The organism is Oxalicibacterium sp. (genome assembly GCF_057353965.1).
Genome location: NZ_JBMQZD010000001.1, coordinates 38,616 through 54,308 on the forward strand (window position 1 = coordinate 38,616; position 15,693 = coordinate 54,308).

Annotated in this window: 14 protein-coding genes; 5 read left to right on the forward strand and 9 right to left on the reverse strand. The window is 58.3% G+C overall.

Annotated elements, in window-relative coordinates:
* Positions 1-27 precede the first annotated feature (27 nt).
* The 7 genes from ACO1VH_RS00270 to ACO1VH_RS00300 all read right to left on the reverse strand — a co-directional run bounded on the left by ACO1VH_RS00270 (position 28) and on the right by ACO1VH_RS00300 (position 6,108).
* On the reverse strand, positions 28-372 hold the full coding sequence (locus ACO1VH_RS00270; RefSeq protein WP_486241469.1) for a hypothetical protein: 345 nt from the start codon (positions 370-372) through the stop codon (positions 28-30).
* The gene (locus tag ACO1VH_RS00275) at positions 357-578 is read right to left on the reverse strand and encodes a hypothetical protein (protein WP_486241470.1); all 222 of its coding nucleotides are present in this window, start codon (positions 576-578) and stop codon (positions 357-359) included. The genes ACO1VH_RS00270 and ACO1VH_RS00275 overlap by 16 nt, the downstream gene beginning before the upstream one ends.
* An 87-nt stretch (positions 579-665) precedes the next feature.
* Positions 666-2,207 carry an arylsulfatase gene (locus ACO1VH_RS00280; RefSeq protein ID WP_486241472.1) on the reverse strand — a complete coding sequence of 514 codons (1,542 nt, stop codon included), beginning with the start codon at positions 2,205-2,207 and terminating at the stop codon, positions 666-668.
* Positions 2,208-2,270: 63 nt separating this feature from the next.
* Positions 2,271-2,735, reverse strand: a complete 465-nt coding sequence (locus ACO1VH_RS00285; protein WP_486241474.1) for a YidH family protein — start codon at positions 2,733-2,735, stop codon at positions 2,271-2,273.
* 28 nt (positions 2,736-2,763) lie between these two features.
* Positions 2,764-3,918 carry a hypothetical protein gene (locus tag ACO1VH_RS00290; protein ID WP_486241476.1) on the reverse strand — a complete coding sequence of 385 codons (1,155 nt, stop codon included), beginning with the start codon at positions 3,916-3,918 and terminating at the stop codon, positions 2,764-2,766.
* Between the two features lie 302 nt (positions 3,919-4,220).
* Positions 4,221-4,853, reverse strand: coding sequence for a hypothetical protein (locus ACO1VH_RS00295; RefSeq protein WP_486241478.1), 633 nt, complete (start codon positions 4,851-4,853; stop codon positions 4,221-4,223).
* A 136-nt stretch (positions 4,854-4,989) separates the two neighbouring features.
* Positions 4,990-6,108, reverse strand: a complete 1,119-nt coding sequence (locus tag ACO1VH_RS00300) for a BamA/TamA family outer membrane protein (protein WP_486241480.1) — start codon at positions 6,106-6,108, stop codon at positions 4,990-4,992.
* A 321-nt stretch (positions 6,109-6,429) separates the two neighbouring features.
* Between ACO1VH_RS00300 and ACO1VH_RS00305 the strand changes: the two genes are divergently transcribed.
* The 5 genes from ACO1VH_RS00305 to ACO1VH_RS00325 all read left to right on the forward strand — a co-directional run bounded on the left by ACO1VH_RS00305 (position 6,430) and on the right by ACO1VH_RS00325 (position 11,891).
* Positions 6,430-6,813, forward strand: coding sequence for a response regulator transcription factor (locus ACO1VH_RS00305; protein ID WP_486241482.1), 384 nt, complete (start codon positions 6,430-6,432; stop codon positions 6,811-6,813).
* 19 nt (positions 6,814-6,832) lie between these two features.
* Positions 6,833-7,405, forward strand: coding sequence for a DUF4136 domain-containing protein (locus tag ACO1VH_RS00310; protein ID WP_486241484.1), 573 nt, complete (start codon positions 6,833-6,835; stop codon positions 7,403-7,405).
* A 63-nt stretch (positions 7,406-7,468) separates the two neighbouring features.
* A complete protein-coding gene (locus ACO1VH_RS00315) occupies positions 7,469-9,028 on the forward strand; it encodes a phospholipase D-like domain-containing protein (RefSeq protein WP_486241486.1) in 1,560 nt (519 codons plus the stop codon).
* A 286-nt stretch (positions 9,029-9,314) separates the two neighbouring features.
* A complete protein-coding gene (locus ACO1VH_RS00320) occupies positions 9,315-10,004 on the forward strand; it encodes a response regulator transcription factor (protein WP_486241488.1) in 690 nt (229 codons plus the stop codon).
* A 6-nt stretch (positions 10,005-10,010) separates the two neighbouring features.
* Positions 10,011-11,891 carry a sensor histidine kinase gene (locus ACO1VH_RS00325; protein WP_486241490.1) on the forward strand — a complete coding sequence of 627 codons (1,881 nt, stop codon included), beginning with the start codon at positions 10,011-10,013 and terminating at the stop codon, positions 11,889-11,891.
* A gap of 100 nt (positions 11,892-11,991) precedes the next feature.
* Here the strand turns inward: ACO1VH_RS00325 and ACO1VH_RS00330 are convergent, their stop codons facing one another.
* Together ACO1VH_RS00330 and ACO1VH_RS00335 are read right to left on the reverse strand one after the other, a co-directional pair.
* On the reverse strand, positions 11,992-15,066 hold the full coding sequence (locus ACO1VH_RS00330) for an eCIS core domain-containing protein (protein WP_486241492.1): 3,075 nt from the start codon (positions 15,064-15,066) through the stop codon (positions 11,992-11,994).
* Positions 15,067-15,074: 8 nt separating this feature from the next.
* Positions 15,075-15,686, reverse strand: a complete 612-nt coding sequence (locus ACO1VH_RS00335) for a class I SAM-dependent methyltransferase (protein WP_486241494.1) — start codon at positions 15,684-15,686, stop codon at positions 15,075-15,077.
* Positions 15,687-15,693 lie beyond the last annotated feature (7 nt).

A 15,693-nucleotide genomic window follows, 5' to 3' on the forward strand; every position in this document is an offset into this window, starting at 1 on the left:
AACGTCCATTCGCTGCGGAGCGCCGCATCACCCGTTTCTCAGAACTGCGGCGCTTGACATCAGCGCGATGCAATTGCCGGTCTTCTTGTCGCGATCCGTGCAGCGGCCGATGTCGTTGCGTCGTTCAGCACCAGCCGGCTTGCGTTTCTGCTGGCGCGGCATGCCGTGATGCGCAGGAAACGGGCGCATCCGTTGTTCCAGCGACGGCAATCGTCCGTCCGGCAGCAACGGCACGGTCAGCACCGCTCGCGCGATAACTGGCGTATCGTCCGCCGGCGGTTGGCAGTCTTCGGCCAATGCCGCATCGGTCGCGCATAGCCAGACGGCACACAACATGCCAGCCATGCCTAGCCGTATTACTGCGGCGTGCATGATGCAGCTCCTGCACTTCTCTGCCGGGCTTCCTGCTCCGCCTCGGATCTGTCATGAGCCGCTGTCGTCAGGAACGCCTGGCGCGTCAGCCCGCAAGGCGTGATGCTGCAAACGAACGACATGCCTTCATCCCGGTGTTTCGCGGATGCAGCATCATTCCGATCCTTCCGGTCTGCGGCCTGCTTCACATGTTCTTTCTCGATCATGATCCAGCCTCCCATGTGATCCGTCGGCTCCGGCGACCGGCCTTCCGGCCGCCGGCACATACAGACGGCGGTCAACTGCCGTGTATGTCAGTCCCCGCTTGCCGTGCCCATCTTCGAGATTGCGTCGTCGATGGTGAAAGTGTTCGGCCGCTGTATCGGCGGGAAATCCTTGAAGCTGGCTGCGAACTTCGCCGCAGCAGCCTGCGCAACATAGATGAAGTAGGCGTTATAAAGGAACCAGTCGTAATACCTGTTTGAGGTAATGTCGGCGAATTCATAAGGATCGGTGCGCAGATTGAATATCTTTGGCATACGTAAGCGCGTAAACGGCTCTGCCCAAACCTGCAGCGTGCCCGGGCAACGCTGCTCCATGAACACGATCTTCCAGTTGTCGAAGCGCATGCCGAGCACGTCGCCGTCGTCGCTCAGGTAGAAGAAAAATTTTCTCGGCCCTTCCTTTTCCTTTCCTGTCAGATAAGGCAGCAGGTTGACGCCATCGATATGATTCTTGTACGTGCGGCCGATCGCCTTGTAACCCTTCTTCACCTTGTCGACGATGTCCGGATCACCGGCCATCGCAAGAAAGGTCGGCATCCAGTCATGGTGCTGGACGATTTCATTGGAGATGGAACCGGCGGCGATTTTTCCCGGCCAACGTACCAGCATCGGGATACGGAATGCCCCTTCCCAGTTCGTATTTTTCTCGCTGCGGAACGGCGTCATGCCGCCGTCCGGCCAGGTATTGCGGTGCGGACCGTTGTCGGTGGAATACTGGACGAAGGTATCCTCCGCAATGCCAAGCTCGTCCAGCAGATCGAGCATCTCGCCCACGTTCTTGTCATGGTCGATCATGGTGTCGTGATACGGCGATTGCCAACGTCCAGCCTGGCCGAGACTTTCCTTCTTCGTGTGTGTAAATAAATGCATGTGCGTGGTGTTCAGCCACACAAACCACGGCTTGCCTTCCTTCTCCTGGCGCTTGATGAAATCCTTGGCTGCGGCGACGAATTCATCGTCGCAGGTTTCCATGCGCTTCTTCGTCAGCGGCCCGGTATCCTCGATCTTCTGCTTGCCGACGCGGCCCCAGCGCGGCATCTCGGTTGCATCGTCCTTATCCGTGGCCCATGTATGCAGGACGCCACGAGGGCCGAAATGCTCGCGGAATTTCGGATCCTTCGGGTAATCGGCCATCTCCGGCTCTTCCTCTGCATTCAGGTGATACAGGTTGCCGAAAAATTCGTCGAAACCGTGATTGGTCGGCAGCATGTGGTTCAAGTCGCCCAGATGGTTCTTGCCGAACTGGCCGGTCGCATACCCCTGCTCCTTCAGCAAGGCAGCAATCGTCACGAGCTTTTCCGACATGCCGATCGGTGCGGCCGGAATGCCGACCTTGGACAGGCCGGTGCGATAGACGCTCTGGCCGGTGATGAAGGAAGAGCGGCCGGCGGTGCAGCTCTGTTCGCCGTACGAATCGGTGAACATCATGCCTTCCTTCGCAATGCGGTCGATGTTGGGTGTCTGGTATCCCATCAGTCCATGCGAATAGCAGCTGAGGTTGGAGATGCCGATGTCGTCACCCCAGATGACGAGGATGTTCGGCTGCTTTCCGGATTTCGTGTTCTTGGCCATATCTGTTTCTCCTTTGCGAACGGGGTATTACAGCTAAAGTCCTTGTGCTGCCGTGCTTACGTGCTAACCGAAGGGACCAACGCGGTACACCAGGCTGTAGATCGCCGATATGCCGATGAACAGCAGCAGGATCGCCGTGATCCATGTCATCGAAATCGGGAAATTGCTTTCGCCATGTATCAATCCTTCGCCCCTCATGTCGTCGCGCAGATGACGCAGGCCCCGCATGAAACTGCCGTGGAAATAGATGCCAAAAAGGAGCATCACGATGCCCAGCGCGATCAACGTGATGCCGAAGTGCCTGGCGGCACCTGCACCAGTCAGCACTTCCTGCGCCTTCAGTTTTTCGAACACCTGCGCAATCGTGAATCCGAAGCTGATCAGCGACAGCGACGTACGGATCACCGACATCAGCGTGCGATCCGCACTCATGCGCGTGCGCTGGAACGACATGCCGGTACGGCGCGACGACAGTTCGACGGAAATCTCGTCTGGCGTCATTTTTCTGGCATCGATGTCCTTTTCCATGCTCTTCCTTCCGTGAAGATGGCTGCGCTCAGAAGACCAGGCCCGCCAGCTTGTCGATCAAGACGTCGAACGGCACCGACATCAACGCCACCGGAATGAACGGCAGCAATGCGGAGACCGCCAGCAGAATCGTGCTCTTCAGATGCACCGGAATCATCCACATGTCGTAGGTGCGATCGACGACCTGGTACAGATCGGTCGCCGCCGAGAAATCCGGCATCTCCAGAACCTTGCTGTCCAGCGGCTGCGCACGATTGATCCATTTGCGCTCGAACTCCCGGCCGAAGTGTTCGGCCAGCGCGCCGTATTCCAGCGTACCGCGTCGCCACGCGTGCAGTAGATGGCGCATGAATACCAGCAGCGGCGCATTCAGCGCCAGCACGATGCAGACGACGAAGATCGCGACGAAGCCCAGATGCGCATGGAAAGAATTGCCGGCGACGACATCGTTGGCGATGCGACCGGCCGCCAGCGTGCCGAGCGCGCAGGCCAATAACATGAAGGCTTGCGACGAATAGCCGACGAAGCCGATGCCGGCCGCGCCATCCGGATGCACGGTCACCAGTCGCAGGTTCAGATTGGACATGCGCCACAGAAAACGCGTCCACAAGCACAGGCGCCAGACCCATCCCAGCAGCAGCATGATCAACAGCGGCAGGCTGACCAGCACCGCCCACCAGCCGGCCGGCGTCAGCGTATGCGCGTGCCGGACGCTGCGCGCCCATTCCGGGTACATCGCGTGCGGCACGTTCAGATAGGCCAGTAGCATCAGCAAGTAGGACACGACGACAATCGCCGTTTCGATGCCTGCCGAATTCAGCAGGCGTCGCGTCGAATCGATCGCGTCGTTGAACAGCGCATGGTCGGCCGGCGCCACCAGGCCGGCCTTGCGGAAATTTTCAGCCAGCATGCCGAGACGCGGCAGGCCGACACTTTCGGCAGCGATCAGCAGCGGTACCGCGATCAGATAACGCGCATGCGAATTGAAATCGAACAGGAAGGCATTAGCGCCGGACCAGTCGTGCAGCAGGCTGAACAGCACCAACGGTACCCATGCCAGCAGCGCCGCCAGCGCCATGCGACAGGCAGTGTTCTGCCGCCCTGGCGAGATCAGGCCAAGCCGCCGTTGCATCAACAGCGGTGGCCCGCCGACAAAGACGTCGGGCGTTTCGACGCGCGGCATCTGTCGCTCGCCGCCTGCCGCATTTTGCCGATTGAATATCTTCATGCCGATAGTTATGTGACGGTGAGATCGCACATACATCTGCGGTAGTGCCATCGCAGCTCCCATGCCCGACAGCCGTATGCTCACGACGCAGCGCCCCGTTCTGCGACGCTGCCTTCATGTGCGATGCCGCACCGCCCGGTCTTCACGGTCTTTGTATACCGGGACAGCGACGGTAATCGCTCCTTGGCGGAGAATGACATTGCGCTGACTTGCATGGGATGAGCCGGGCACATCGCGTGCATCAATGTGAATGTGATTCAACGCGTACCAGCCGCTTCGATCGACAATGCCTGCCCTTCGAGCACGGTGGCCTCCACCTGATCACCCTTCTTCACGTTCTTCAGCACTGCCGGGTCGCGTGCACGCAATGTGCGGCTCGCATGTACACCGCGCAGCGTGACGGTGCCGGCCTTCCGGTCCACTGCCGTCACATCGGCCACGATGCGCGTCCGCCGCGCGGCAGCGATGCCGGGCTTGTCGCCGGGTTGCGCGACGTCGGCCGCTTCACGCACCGAGCGTTCGCGAATGCCGCCCTTGCCTTCGGTCTTCTTCAATTCCAGCACGACGGCCTCAGTCTGGCGAAACACGACCTGGTCACCGACCTTGATCTGATCGAAATTGCGCACCTCTTCTCCAGCCGTCACCACGACTTCATCTCCCTTCGGCCGGCGCACCGTGAATTCGCGATGCTCCTTGTCGACGGCGGTGATCGCGCCGCGTACAACGACGGCGGAGGCTGCGCCGACTTCTCCCGGCTGCCGTTCGACGACGAGCGCGCCCTCTGCCGGTGGCTGGGATGTCGCCGCGTTCTGCGCGGTGGCGGCATTCATCCAGAGAATCGAGGCGAACATCGATGCGAACAATGCGAATCCTGCGGTCTGCTTCATCATGGCGTTTCTCCTAGCGGTCGGAATGCACGGAATACCCTGCCAAACACGGGACGTGGCTGGATCATGGACTGCGATGGGCGGGCTGCCCATTGGACAATGGTGCGAGGCGCGATGCCCTTTGAGGCAATTCGCCGCTTCAAAACGCTTCACCCACATATAAATAGACGGCACGGTCGTCCTTCGTCACCGCGACGTCGATACTGATATCGACCTTGTAGTCCTTGCTGGCCTGCCAGCGCAGCCCGGCGCCGATCGACGGAAGAATCTTTTGTTCCGGCAATTCGGCGAAGGTCGGCCCGATCATGCCCATGCCTCCAAAGGCGACGACGCCCCAGCGTTCGGTGAAACGCCAGCGCAACTCGGCCTGTGCGGCGATCATCGCGTGGTCGCGATACTGGCCTGTCGTGTAGCCGCGCAGGTCGTTATTGCGGCCGTACATGCACAGGTCGGAAAACGGGACACGGCCGGATACCACGCAACCGGCTACGCGCCCGGCCAGCACCGTCTCGCGGCCCACCTTCCAGTAACGGTTCCAAGACGCCGTCAACTGGCGGAAACTGACATCGCTGCCGAAATCGGGGCTGAAGAAATTGAGGTTGACCTTGGCCGACACGCCATCGGTCGGATAGAAGGAATCGTCGCGCGAATCGTATTCGAGCGCCGGCCCCAGCGAGACCGTGCGACGGTGCAGATCGGCTTCCGGCACGATCGCGCCCAGCACCGGCAATTGCGACAGATCCATCGAACTCTTGAGCAGCATGTTCTGATAGCGCACGCCGACGAACCAGTGATCGTGCACTTTATAGAGCGCCTGCAGCAGGCCGCCGCTGCCGGACTGTTCCAGTGGGATCGACGTGCCGCGATCGCCGGCCGCAGTGCCGATACCGTAGAACTTCAGGTCGAGATCGGCGCGCGCGATCGCCGCCAGCACGCGCAGCCGATTTTGCATGAAACTGGCCTGCTGCGCGATGCCGCTGGCATGGCTGCTGCCGGCCTTCATCAGGCCGACGCCCGTGACCCACGATTGCTCGCTGTGGTTCGGGTTGTACAGTGCCAGACCGACCACCGTGAGGCCGGAACCAATCGCCGGATTCGATTGCGGAATCGGCAGCGCGATGAAGCTGGTCTTGCTGTCGTCTTCCTTTTTCTTGACGAGCGACCGACCGGCGGTACCGGCATCGATTGCCATGTCCTGCGTCGTATCCATCGCCTCGGACTGCGCGCGGCAGGCGAACGGCAGCATCAGCAGCAACATGCACACTCCGAACACAAGACCGGCTGCATGAACATTGCTCGGCATCCGAGGCTCCATCGTAAGGGTCGGGAAGACGCTCGCGATAGCATGGAGAAAAACCATCTACCGCGCATCCTGTCCGATGGTGATCCACTCCCTTGCCCATCGGGGCAGACCGTTATCTGCTCAACGCCGGCGGCAGAGCAATGCGGCAACAATAGCCCTGCAGGGCAAATGCTTCTGCCCCACAGTCCACTGGCGCCGCGATGCATCGGCGTCCACGATACGGATATCGCAGCACAAGTATTCGAATCCGCAACGAACGGCACGGGAGCGCAAACCATGACCGAAACGCAAGCCGACCAGCGATGGCACATCGGCGTCGTGGAAGACCACAACGGCTTGCGCAGTGCAATCCTGCGCATGCTGGGCGCCTGCAACTGGCAAACCAGCGGCTTTGCGACGGCGGAGGATTTTCTGCGCGATGCGCCGGCACATCTCGACTGCATGGTGCTGGATCTGTATCTGCCCGGCATGTCCGGCTTCGATCTGCTGGACGACATCCGCCATCGCCACATCAATACGCCGGCCATTCTGATCACCGCGCATGACGACATCCGTATCCGCTTGCGTGTGCAGGAAGCCGGCGCGCTCTATCTGCCCAAACCGTTCACCGGCCATTCGCTGGCGGCGGCGGTGCGGCAAAGCATGGAACAAGCCCATTGATTCGCCATAGGAGATCGACATGCCACTCATCCCGACATCCGTTCCGGCACCACGCGCAATGTACGTTCTTGCGACTTTCTGCATTGCATTGCTGCTTGCCGGTTGCGCCTCCAAGCCGACGATCAATGTCGACGTCGACCGCAATGTCGATTTCTCGCGCTACCGCACCTACAGCTGGATCACGCCACCCGATGTGGCAGCACCGCTGATGCGGCAACGGCTGATGGATGGCATCGACGCGCAGTTGCAGGCCAAAGGCTGGCTGCGCGTGACGAGCGGTGAGGCCATCGTCGTCGCACACGTCACGACGCAGCAGCAACAGACGTTGACGACAATGTACGACGGCGGCCCCTACGCCGGCTGGGGCTGGCGAGGCCCGGCGTTCGGTAGCGCAACCACCTACGTGGACACCTACGAAACCGGCACGCTGATAGTCGATCTGTTCGACGCCGCCAGCAAGCGCGCGATCTGGCGCGGCACTGCGCGTGCCGTTATGCCGAGCAATCCGGACAAGGGCAATGCATTGCTGCAACAGTCGCTGGACGGCATGTTCGCCGATTTCCCGCCTGGCACGGAGAAAAAAGCAAAGTAACTGGATGACGGCGGATCGCACATCATTCCGCCCTTTTCTCATCGAAGATCAATGCGGAGATCAATGACGTCGTTGCGCTCGATGCTGCGAATTGCCCTGCTGGCATTGCCGCTGGCTTTGGCCGCCTGCGGCAGCCTGCCGCCGCAACCGGAACGACCGTATTCTACGGCGCTTGCACCTGCCATCCCCACCCCAATTGCACGGGAGCTGGAAGCGCATCCGGGGCTATCGCACGTGCAACCGCTGGCCGACGGCGACGATGCGCTGCAGGCGCGGCTGGCGATGGCACGCCATGCGCAGCGCAGCCTTGATCTGCAGTACTACATCTTCCAGCCCGACGACAGCGGCCTGCGGCTGGTACGCGCATTGCTGGAGGCGGCCGATCGCGGCGTGCGCGTGCGGTTGCTGCTGGACGACATCCATCTGGAAGGCAGCGATGCGCTGCTGGCTGCCTTCGCCACGCACGACAGCATCGATGTGCGCATCTTCAATCCATTCGCCAGCCGGCAACCGCACTGGCCCGACTTCATCGGCGACTTCGATCGCGTCAGCCGCCGCATGCACAACAAATCGATGACGGCCGACAGCTATCTGACCATCGTCGGCGGACGCAACATCGGCGATGAATATTTCAACATCGAGCGCCCAGTCAATTTCAGCGATCTCGATCTGCTGGCCTACGGCAGCGTCGTACATGAAGTGGAGCAGGCATTCGATTCTTACTGGAACAGCGCCTTCTCCTATGACATAGAAACACTGCGGAAATCCACACGCATCGAAACGCCGGGTACATCATCCACCTACCCCGATACGCCGCCTGAGCCCGTCACGCTGCAGACCTTGCGGCAACGACTGGCACAACTACCGGCCGACGATAATGCTGCTCTGCCGTCTGGTACCGGCTACTGGGCACGAGCACGCGTGATCGTCGATGCGCCGGACAAGATCACCAGACCGATGACAGACAACGGCCAGGCGGCGACTCAACTGTTCGCGCTGCTGTCGCAGGCGCAACACGAGTTGCTGCTGGTCTCGCCCTACTTCGTTCCCGGCGAAATCGGCACCCAATGGCTGAGCGGCGCCGCCCGACGTGGCGTGGATGTGCGCGTATTGACCAATTCCTTCGCTGCCACCGATGTGCGCGTCGTCCATGCCGGCTATGCAAGCCATCGCCAGGCACTGGTGCAGGCTGGTGTGCAGTTGTACGAATTGAAGCCGCGTTCGCTGGATGCGCCGCAGGAAAAGAGAAGCAAGGACAAATCGGAGAAAAAAGCGGGCGTCGGTTCCAGCAAGGCCAGTCTGCACGCAAAGGTCTATCTGGTCGACGGCAAGCAATTGTTCATCGGTTCCCTGAATCTGGATCCGCGCTCGGCGCGATTGAATACCGAAATGGGCATCGTCGTGGAAAGCGAGCCGCTGTACCGGCATATGCGCGCGCGCCTCGAACAGGATTTGCCGACACATGCATGGCATGTATTGCCGGCCGACACACCGGACGGCCTGATATGGATCACGCAGGAAAATGGCCGGGAAATCCGCAGCGAAAGCGAACCAGGCCTTGGCCCGGGTGATCGCTTGATGCAATTTCTATTGCGGCTGCTGCCTATCGACACACAACTGTAAATTGCAATAGCCCAACTTTTCCAAGAAGACAAAAAAGTGTTGCATGCAGTTTATAGAAATTTTACTATTGCACCACCTTGAGGCACTGCCCTCGAGGGCAGGATCGGATGCCCTTCGGGTCCATGTCGATTCTGCGTTTTACGGTGCATCATGCCTGTTCGCCTTTATCCTCGGGTTTTCGCGAACAAACGGCAGTCGGACCGCAGGTTTCGTACTTTCCCCAGGAGCAGTTGTTCTCGCTTGGCGCGAAGCAATTGCAAAATGTTGCAGTGACATGGAGGTGTCCATGAACGGTACTGCTTTAAGGGATTACAGCGAACAACCCCTCATCCGTGTCGTCGACGACGATCTTTCCTTCAGGCGTGCCATCCAGAGACTGCTGCAAGCCGCCGGATACCGTGTACAGGATTACGCGTCGGTCGGCGACATGCTGCTGGCTGGCATCGGTGCCGAAGCCGGCTGCCTGATCCTCGACATTCACATGCCCGGTCCAAGCGGACTCGATCTGCAGGACATGCTGAAGACGAATGCGCACCCGCTGCCCATCATCTTCATCACTGGCGAGGCAACCGTGCAGGATTCCGTGCGCGCGATGAAGTCCGGCGCTGTCGATTTTCTCCTCAAGCCATTGAACGGCGAAGCGCTATTGGCCATCCTGGACAAGACACTGGAACAGGATGCCTATCTGAGAGGCGCAGCACAGCGAACCGCAAAGCTGAAGGAGCGGTACGACACACTGAGTCTGCGCGAAAAACAGGTATTACATATGGTCGTCAAAGGCGCGCTCAACAAGCAGATCAGCGCGGCGCTCGACGTTGCCGAACGCACAGTCAAGGCGCATCGCGCCCGGGCGATGGAAAAAATGGAGGTACGTACATTGGCTGAACTCGTAAGCGCGATGGAGCATCTGCATCTTGATATTCCGACGTCGCCGGTCGGGGGACCGCCAATCGCTGCGTCCGCGCAATACTTCTAGGCCGCCATGGCGTTTCATATCCGGCCGCGTATCTTCGCGCGGCATTGCGATTGGCTTGCCCGCCGCTTTGGCATCGCCGTTCTATCCTGCATGGCCGTGCTGCCGTTTTTTTCCCATGCACACGATACCAACGCCAGGACGATCCTGCTGCTCAATCCGCCGGAAGCACTATCGCCTTCCGCTCAAGCCGTCGATCAGGCGATACTCCACGCGTTCGAACGCGCCGCTCCATCGACAATAGTGCTTTCCGAGCAGATCGTTCCACACTCCGAGCCGCCAAGCGAATGGGAATCGGACATGCTGGCCTTGCTCGAAAAGAAATACCGCAACAGGCATATCGATCTGATTCTTGCACGCGGCGATCACGCACTGGATTTTTTCGAGCGGCATGGCAACCGGCTGTGGCCCAGCAAGCCGGCAATGTTCTTTGCTATTTCCGATGCTTCCGCTCTTTTTCATCACCGCCCTGCCAGCCATAGCGGCGTATTCTTCGGCCATGACTATGCCGGCAACCTGGAGATGGTGAAGCGCCTGCAGCCGGCCGTGAAACATGTCGTCCAGATTCTCGACATCTCCAATCATACTGAACGGCAGGCCCTGCATGAGGAACTGTCCGCCACCGCCGCAAAATTCGGATTGACGGCCGAAACATTGGCGACACAACCGATGGCCGACTTGCTTGAGCGTTTGCGCCACATCCCGGATCAGAGCGCCCTGCTCGTCACATCGATCGACAAGGAATACGAAGGTCGACCACAGTCACCCGGCAATATCGTGCAGTTACTGTCGAGCGAGGCAGATTTTCCGCTTTATGGCATGCGTAACAGCTTCATCGGCAACGGCGCGGTCGGCGGCAGAACGATCGACCTCAATATGCATGGCCAACAGGTTGCCGAGCTGGCACTCAACCTGATGAACACGCCCGATATGCCGAATATCACGCGGGTGACCAGACAATTCGTCTGCACAGTGGATGAACGCCAGCTGAAGCGCTGGGACATGAACTTCCGCGCATTGAGCAGCGATTGCAATCGGTTGTTTTATGTGCCGGCATTCTGGGAGAAAAACGGCAAGTTGATAACGATATCCTTCGGCATGATTTGCATTGTCCTGACGTTGCTTCTGCTACTGCACATGCAACGGCGTCGCCGCCTTCTTGCCGATGAAGAAGCACAGCGCCACCAAGCAACGCTGGCCCACGTGGCGCGACTGGGAAGCGTTGGCGAACTCACGGCATCCATCGTTCATGAAATCAACCAGCCGCTCGGCGCCATCCTGGCGAATGCCGATGCCGCGGCATTGATGCTCAATCGCGGTTCGCATGAGAACAATGAGCTCAAGGCCATCCTCGCCGATATCCGGGAAGACGATCTGCGTGTCAGCCGGATCATCCAGAAGTTAAGAACGCTACTCTCGAAAAAATCACTGGAATCAAAGCCGTTATCCATCAACGACGTCGTGGAAAGCTGCAGAAGCCTGCTCGGCAATCTTGCGATCCGCCATCACGTCACATTGCAGATTCATCTGCAGGAAAATTTACCCTTTGTTTCCGGCGATACCACGCATTTGCAGCAGGTGCTGATCAACCTTGCTTCCAACGGCATCGATGCCATGGAGGAGCTTCCACCGGATCAGCGCATTCTGCGCATTCGAACAGAAACCGACGAAATAGGACAGGTCATCCTGACCGTCTCCGACTTCGGCGCAGGCATCGCCACCGATGCCCTTCCGAAGATATTCGATTCCTTCTTCACGACAAAAGCGGATGGAATGGGAATGGGCCTGGCCATCGTGAAAACGATCGTCGAAATGCATCACGGTACGATCGAGGCTTCCAACAGCCCTTATGGCGGAGCGATTTTCAGGGTGACGATTCCAGCGCTTTGACTTTAATGCGATCAGATGGCTTCCGAGGTAGTGCCGACCAGAATGATGTCCATGTATCTTTGTCAGGAAAATCGCTCATAAAAGCGCCACGGCCAAATGATCATATCTCGTTCATATAGACCCAGACACCGCCGTACGTTCCACCTGCCCGACGACGATCTTCAACGCGCGTTACGACAAATCTTGCATATGGCGGGAAAAGCACTTCCCTTTCCTGATCCTGGTTGGAAAGCAACTGAACGTCCACACCTGTACGAATGTTGTCAATGATGATGGTGATTTCTGCGCCGGGCGCGAAAGAATCCTCGTATGATTTTCCGGTACTGAGGAATTTCTGAAAGTTGACGACGTCGCCGACACGATAATCATCTATATCGCCAGATTCCCCGCGATATACCCGCCCTTGGTTGTAGACCGGCAGGTTCTGGACACCGGAAATTCCGGCCGCTATGTCTTCCAGATCGTTGTTCAGAGAATTTGCACCGACCTCGCCAAGACGATCCCGTGGACGACTCATCAAAGAATTCCAGGCTGTTGACGCATTGCCCGTGTATTCGCGCAAGGCAAGAATTTCTTCACCGCGCAGATTGTTGAAATCGGCGGGAGACAATCGACGACCACGATCGTATTGACCGTAATCCGCCCCTAAATCCTGAGGAATGTCCTGTGCATCCTGTAGTTCCTGGGCAGAAAATCCAAGTCCCGTCCCTGGATTATTGACGTTGTTGCCCGAAAGAAAATGAGCTACACGATCTAGGTATCTGGTCTCATCGCTCCGGTTATTTCCATCTTCTTCAAAGATTGCCGCGAAGAGAATATCCGCGCCATTGCTTCCAATCGTCCTTCTCACTTCTCGATAGGTGCCGCTATTGGCTCTGACCGCATCCATACCGGCATAAGTGGCAATCCGATTTTGATGGATGAAATTCCATAGACTGTTCAGGACAGCGGGATCGACGATCCGTTCCACCACGCTGCGCGGCGCTCGTACCGCGTTGACAATACGGTCGATTTCCGCATCGGTCCGCGTGGCCTTGAAATTGCCGACTACAGTATTGATTCTGCGGCGGATAGTGGCATTGGAACGTGGAAACAAGTTATTCAGCTCGGCATTCAGACCTGTCTGGCGTTGATGGGCATTATCCTGGAACAGGATATGCGACAGCGTATTCCGGAAACCGGCTTGCATCAGAAGATTAGGGCTGTCTTCCCCGATATCGTTTTGCGACATCGGTGCATGTTCGTCATATACAGCCGGTCCATTTGCCGGCGCCGGCGTTCCGCTTCGTGAAGCAGCCAGAAGAATCTCCCAGTAGCTGTGGTCTCCGACAGGCAGCATCCATCCAAGCGCGGCTGCGCGCATGCCAAGCAATTGAGCTGGCCCGCTGCCATACATGTAGCGACCAATCTTCATGACAAGATCAGTCGAACTGGAGGCTGTCGCTTTTATAAGCACCTTGGCGCGATCCATCTGTTCCGTGAATGTGGCATCCGGCACCAGGTCGAAGACCTTATCCCCCGGTTCCCATGACAAGGCCTGGTTGCCGAAACGAGCCAGCAGAAACTGTTGCTGTTGCTGTGCGTTCCAGCCCCAGAAAACGTTGGCCTGATTTGGATACCGTGTATTAGTGACACGTGCCCTGTATAGCTCTTCGTTCAGTTGATTGTCGCGGGTAACCGGATCGCGGCTCAGGTATTGGTGAATCAATTCGCGGTTTGACAAGGCCGCTCCCTTATTGGCCAAATCCTGGGCAGAATCGGTGGTTTGCCTGTCTCCCCCATGTCGCCTGACACGTGAATCTACAGCATTAGCCGTTTCTTCATTCATGTTGTCGTGCATAGTTTGCCGAGTGGCAGGTATTGGCTGGAAAGTAGCGTAGTCGATCTGGACCATCATCGGGTTGCCATAAGCATCGAAACCGTCTGGGCGGTAACGCGGCGGAAGATCTCGGGTCTGCTCCTCCTGTACCCCTCGCGTATCCGTAACGGTATTGTCGGCAAAGGGAACAAAAGCGGCGCTCGCTGCCGTCGCAGGGTTGGCGACATTCAATGCCGTTGCCGTGTTCGTCAGGTGCTGGACAAATTGATTGCCCGGATTGTCGCCAATCACCTGTCTCAAGGCATGCTGAACGTTGGCATCGGCAATCAGACTACGTACGACCCTTCCGAAATCGCCCGATGAAACCGTGCCATAAAGAAGCGTCAGATGTTCCCTCAGATTTCCCCCAGCCAGCGCTGCGCGAATCTGTCCTGCTTCTGCGCCAATCGATCCGGCCGCATCTCGATCATGGTTGCCAAGGACCTGTGAAAGATATCGGTCCTCTTTCTGCTGATCGTTTTCTCCATGCCGTCTTTGGCGCGTACTGGCGTAGGCTCCCAACACCGTCGAAAAATTGTTTGCGGTGATACGTGCTGCGTTGATTGCGTCGGCATTGCGAAAGGCTGCGCGGCCGATCGCCGTTTCGAATTCAGGTGCAAACTGGTAGTAGATTCCCTCGGCAACGGCATTCACCTGCGCACTCTGCGTGCCGCTCAAGGCCCCATAATCGAGCTTCTGGACGACACGACTCTGGCGTTGTCCGACAGCGCGGGCCGGTGTCGCAATCCCATTGCTCGATGTATTGATGGAATCGCCGGTCGGGGAAATCGTCAGGCGTTGCGCGATGCTTTGGCCGTGAGCCAGCGCACGGTTCCCCATCAGATCGGCTTCCTCTTCCAGCGTCCGATCATCGTTAATCGGTGTGTCTTCCTTCATCTGCATTGTAGGCGCCACCCGGCCTTGCGCCTGCTGGACAACATGCCATGCTTCATGTGGCAGATGTCGTTCTTGGCCGGGGGCGAGATAAATCTCGCTGCCCTGCGCATAGGCATGAGCGTTCAATTGCGCCGGTTGCGAAGAGTTGTAATGGACTTGGACATGCTCCATCGACATGCCGGATAGTGCTTCGATACCTTGCCGGAGCTCATGCGGAAGGCCACCTTGAGAGGTGGAATTGCTTTGCCGCTGTACGGTTACGGAAGAAGCCTCGGATGCCATCGTATTCAATCTTCTTTGCGTCACAGCCTGTGGCCGGTTGTCGATGAACATTGCCTGGGCAAGAGAAGAAGAAAAATTTTCTTCTTCTACCATTGGTTTGTGTTGCTGCACGGATTCGCTTTGCATGGATTGTTTCATTGCATGCCTCACCTGTCGCGATACATGAAAATCGTGAAGTCGTCCTCCAGATAACCATCGACCAGTTCCACGCGCGGCGAGAGCATCCGGCAGAACGCAAGAACCTTGTTCCTGTCGTGGCCAGCCAGCAGAGGATGTGCAGGAAAATGCTCGGCATCCAGCATGTTGAATGCCAATGCACGATGCGCCGCCGCATACAACCGTGCGATCAGTTCGAAATGGAAATGCGGATCGACGCAGCGGTATCCCATCGCGCCGCTGGCGAACACGATATCCACCTTCGGCAATTCGGCGGTGGCGAAATCGCTCTGGTAGAACGCCGTTGCCGGATGATGGCGATAACGCCGATGCGCTTCTTCGATGAATTCCGACATCTGGTCGATGCCGATGTATTCGAAACGGCTCGCATGCCGGTCCAGATATGCCTTCAGGTCGCCATGCCCGCAGCCGGCATCGAGGACGGAGCAGCCTTCGATGCCTCTCACTTGCGTCAGCACCGCATAGCGCGCCTGTTGGCTGTGTTCGCCACGCCAGCCCAGCGCCTTCACGTCGCCTGCCCTGTGTTCGGCGATCCGGTGCCGGTGGTAATGCATGACGGTCGCTTTTTCGATCAGATTCATCGCATTT

Excerpts from the sequence above, each read along its gene's own strand:
- ACO1VH_RS00295 (WP_486241478.1), bottom strand. The coding sequence starts at position 4,853 with ATGATGAAGCAGACCGCAGGATTCGCATTGTTCGCATCGATGTTCGCC.
- ACO1VH_RS00320 (WP_486241488.1), top strand. The coding sequence starts at position 9,315 with ATGAACGGTACTGCTTTAAGGGATTACAGCGAACAACCCCTCATCCGT.
- ACO1VH_RS00280 (WP_486241472.1), bottom strand. The coding sequence starts at position 2,207 with ATGGCCAAGAACACGAAATCCGGAAAGCAGCCGAACATCCTCGTCATC.
- ACO1VH_RS00315 (WP_486241486.1), top strand. The coding sequence starts at position 7,469 with ATGACGTCGTTGCGCTCGATGCTGCGAATTGCCCTGCTGGCATTGCCG.
- ACO1VH_RS00300 (WP_486241480.1), bottom strand. The coding sequence starts at position 6,108 with ATGTTGCTGCTGATGCTGCCGTTCGCCTGCCGCGCGCAGTCCGAGGCG.
- ACO1VH_RS00335 (WP_486241494.1), bottom strand. The coding sequence starts at position 15,686 with ATGAATCTGATCGAAAAAGCGACCGTCATGCATTACCACCGGCACCGG.
- ACO1VH_RS00270 (WP_486241469.1), bottom strand. The coding sequence starts at position 372 with ATGCACGCCGCAGTAATACGGCTAGGCATGGCTGGCATGTTGTGTGCC.
- ACO1VH_RS00275 (WP_486241470.1), bottom strand. The coding sequence starts at position 578 with ATGATCGAGAAAGAACATGTGAAGCAGGCCGCAGACCGGAAGGATCGG.
- ACO1VH_RS00305 (WP_486241482.1), top strand. The coding sequence starts at position 6,430 with ATGACCGAAACGCAAGCCGACCAGCGATGGCACATCGGCGTCGTGGAA.
- ACO1VH_RS00285 (WP_486241474.1), bottom strand. The coding sequence starts at position 2,735 with ATGGAAAAGGACATCGATGCCAGAAAAATGACGCCAGACGAGATTTCC.
- ACO1VH_RS00325 (WP_486241490.1), top strand. The coding sequence starts at position 10,011 with ATGGCGTTTCATATCCGGCCGCGTATCTTCGCGCGGCATTGCGATTGG.
- ACO1VH_RS00330 (WP_486241492.1), bottom strand. The coding sequence starts at position 15,066 with ATGAAACAATCCATGCAAAGCGAATCCGTGCAGCAACACAAACCAATG.
- ACO1VH_RS00310 (WP_486241484.1), top strand. The coding sequence starts at position 6,833 with ATGCCACTCATCCCGACATCCGTTCCGGCACCACGCGCAATGTACGTT.
- ACO1VH_RS00290 (WP_486241476.1), bottom strand. The coding sequence starts at position 3,918 with ATGCCGCGCGTCGAAACGCCCGACGTCTTTGTCGGCGGGCCACCGCTG.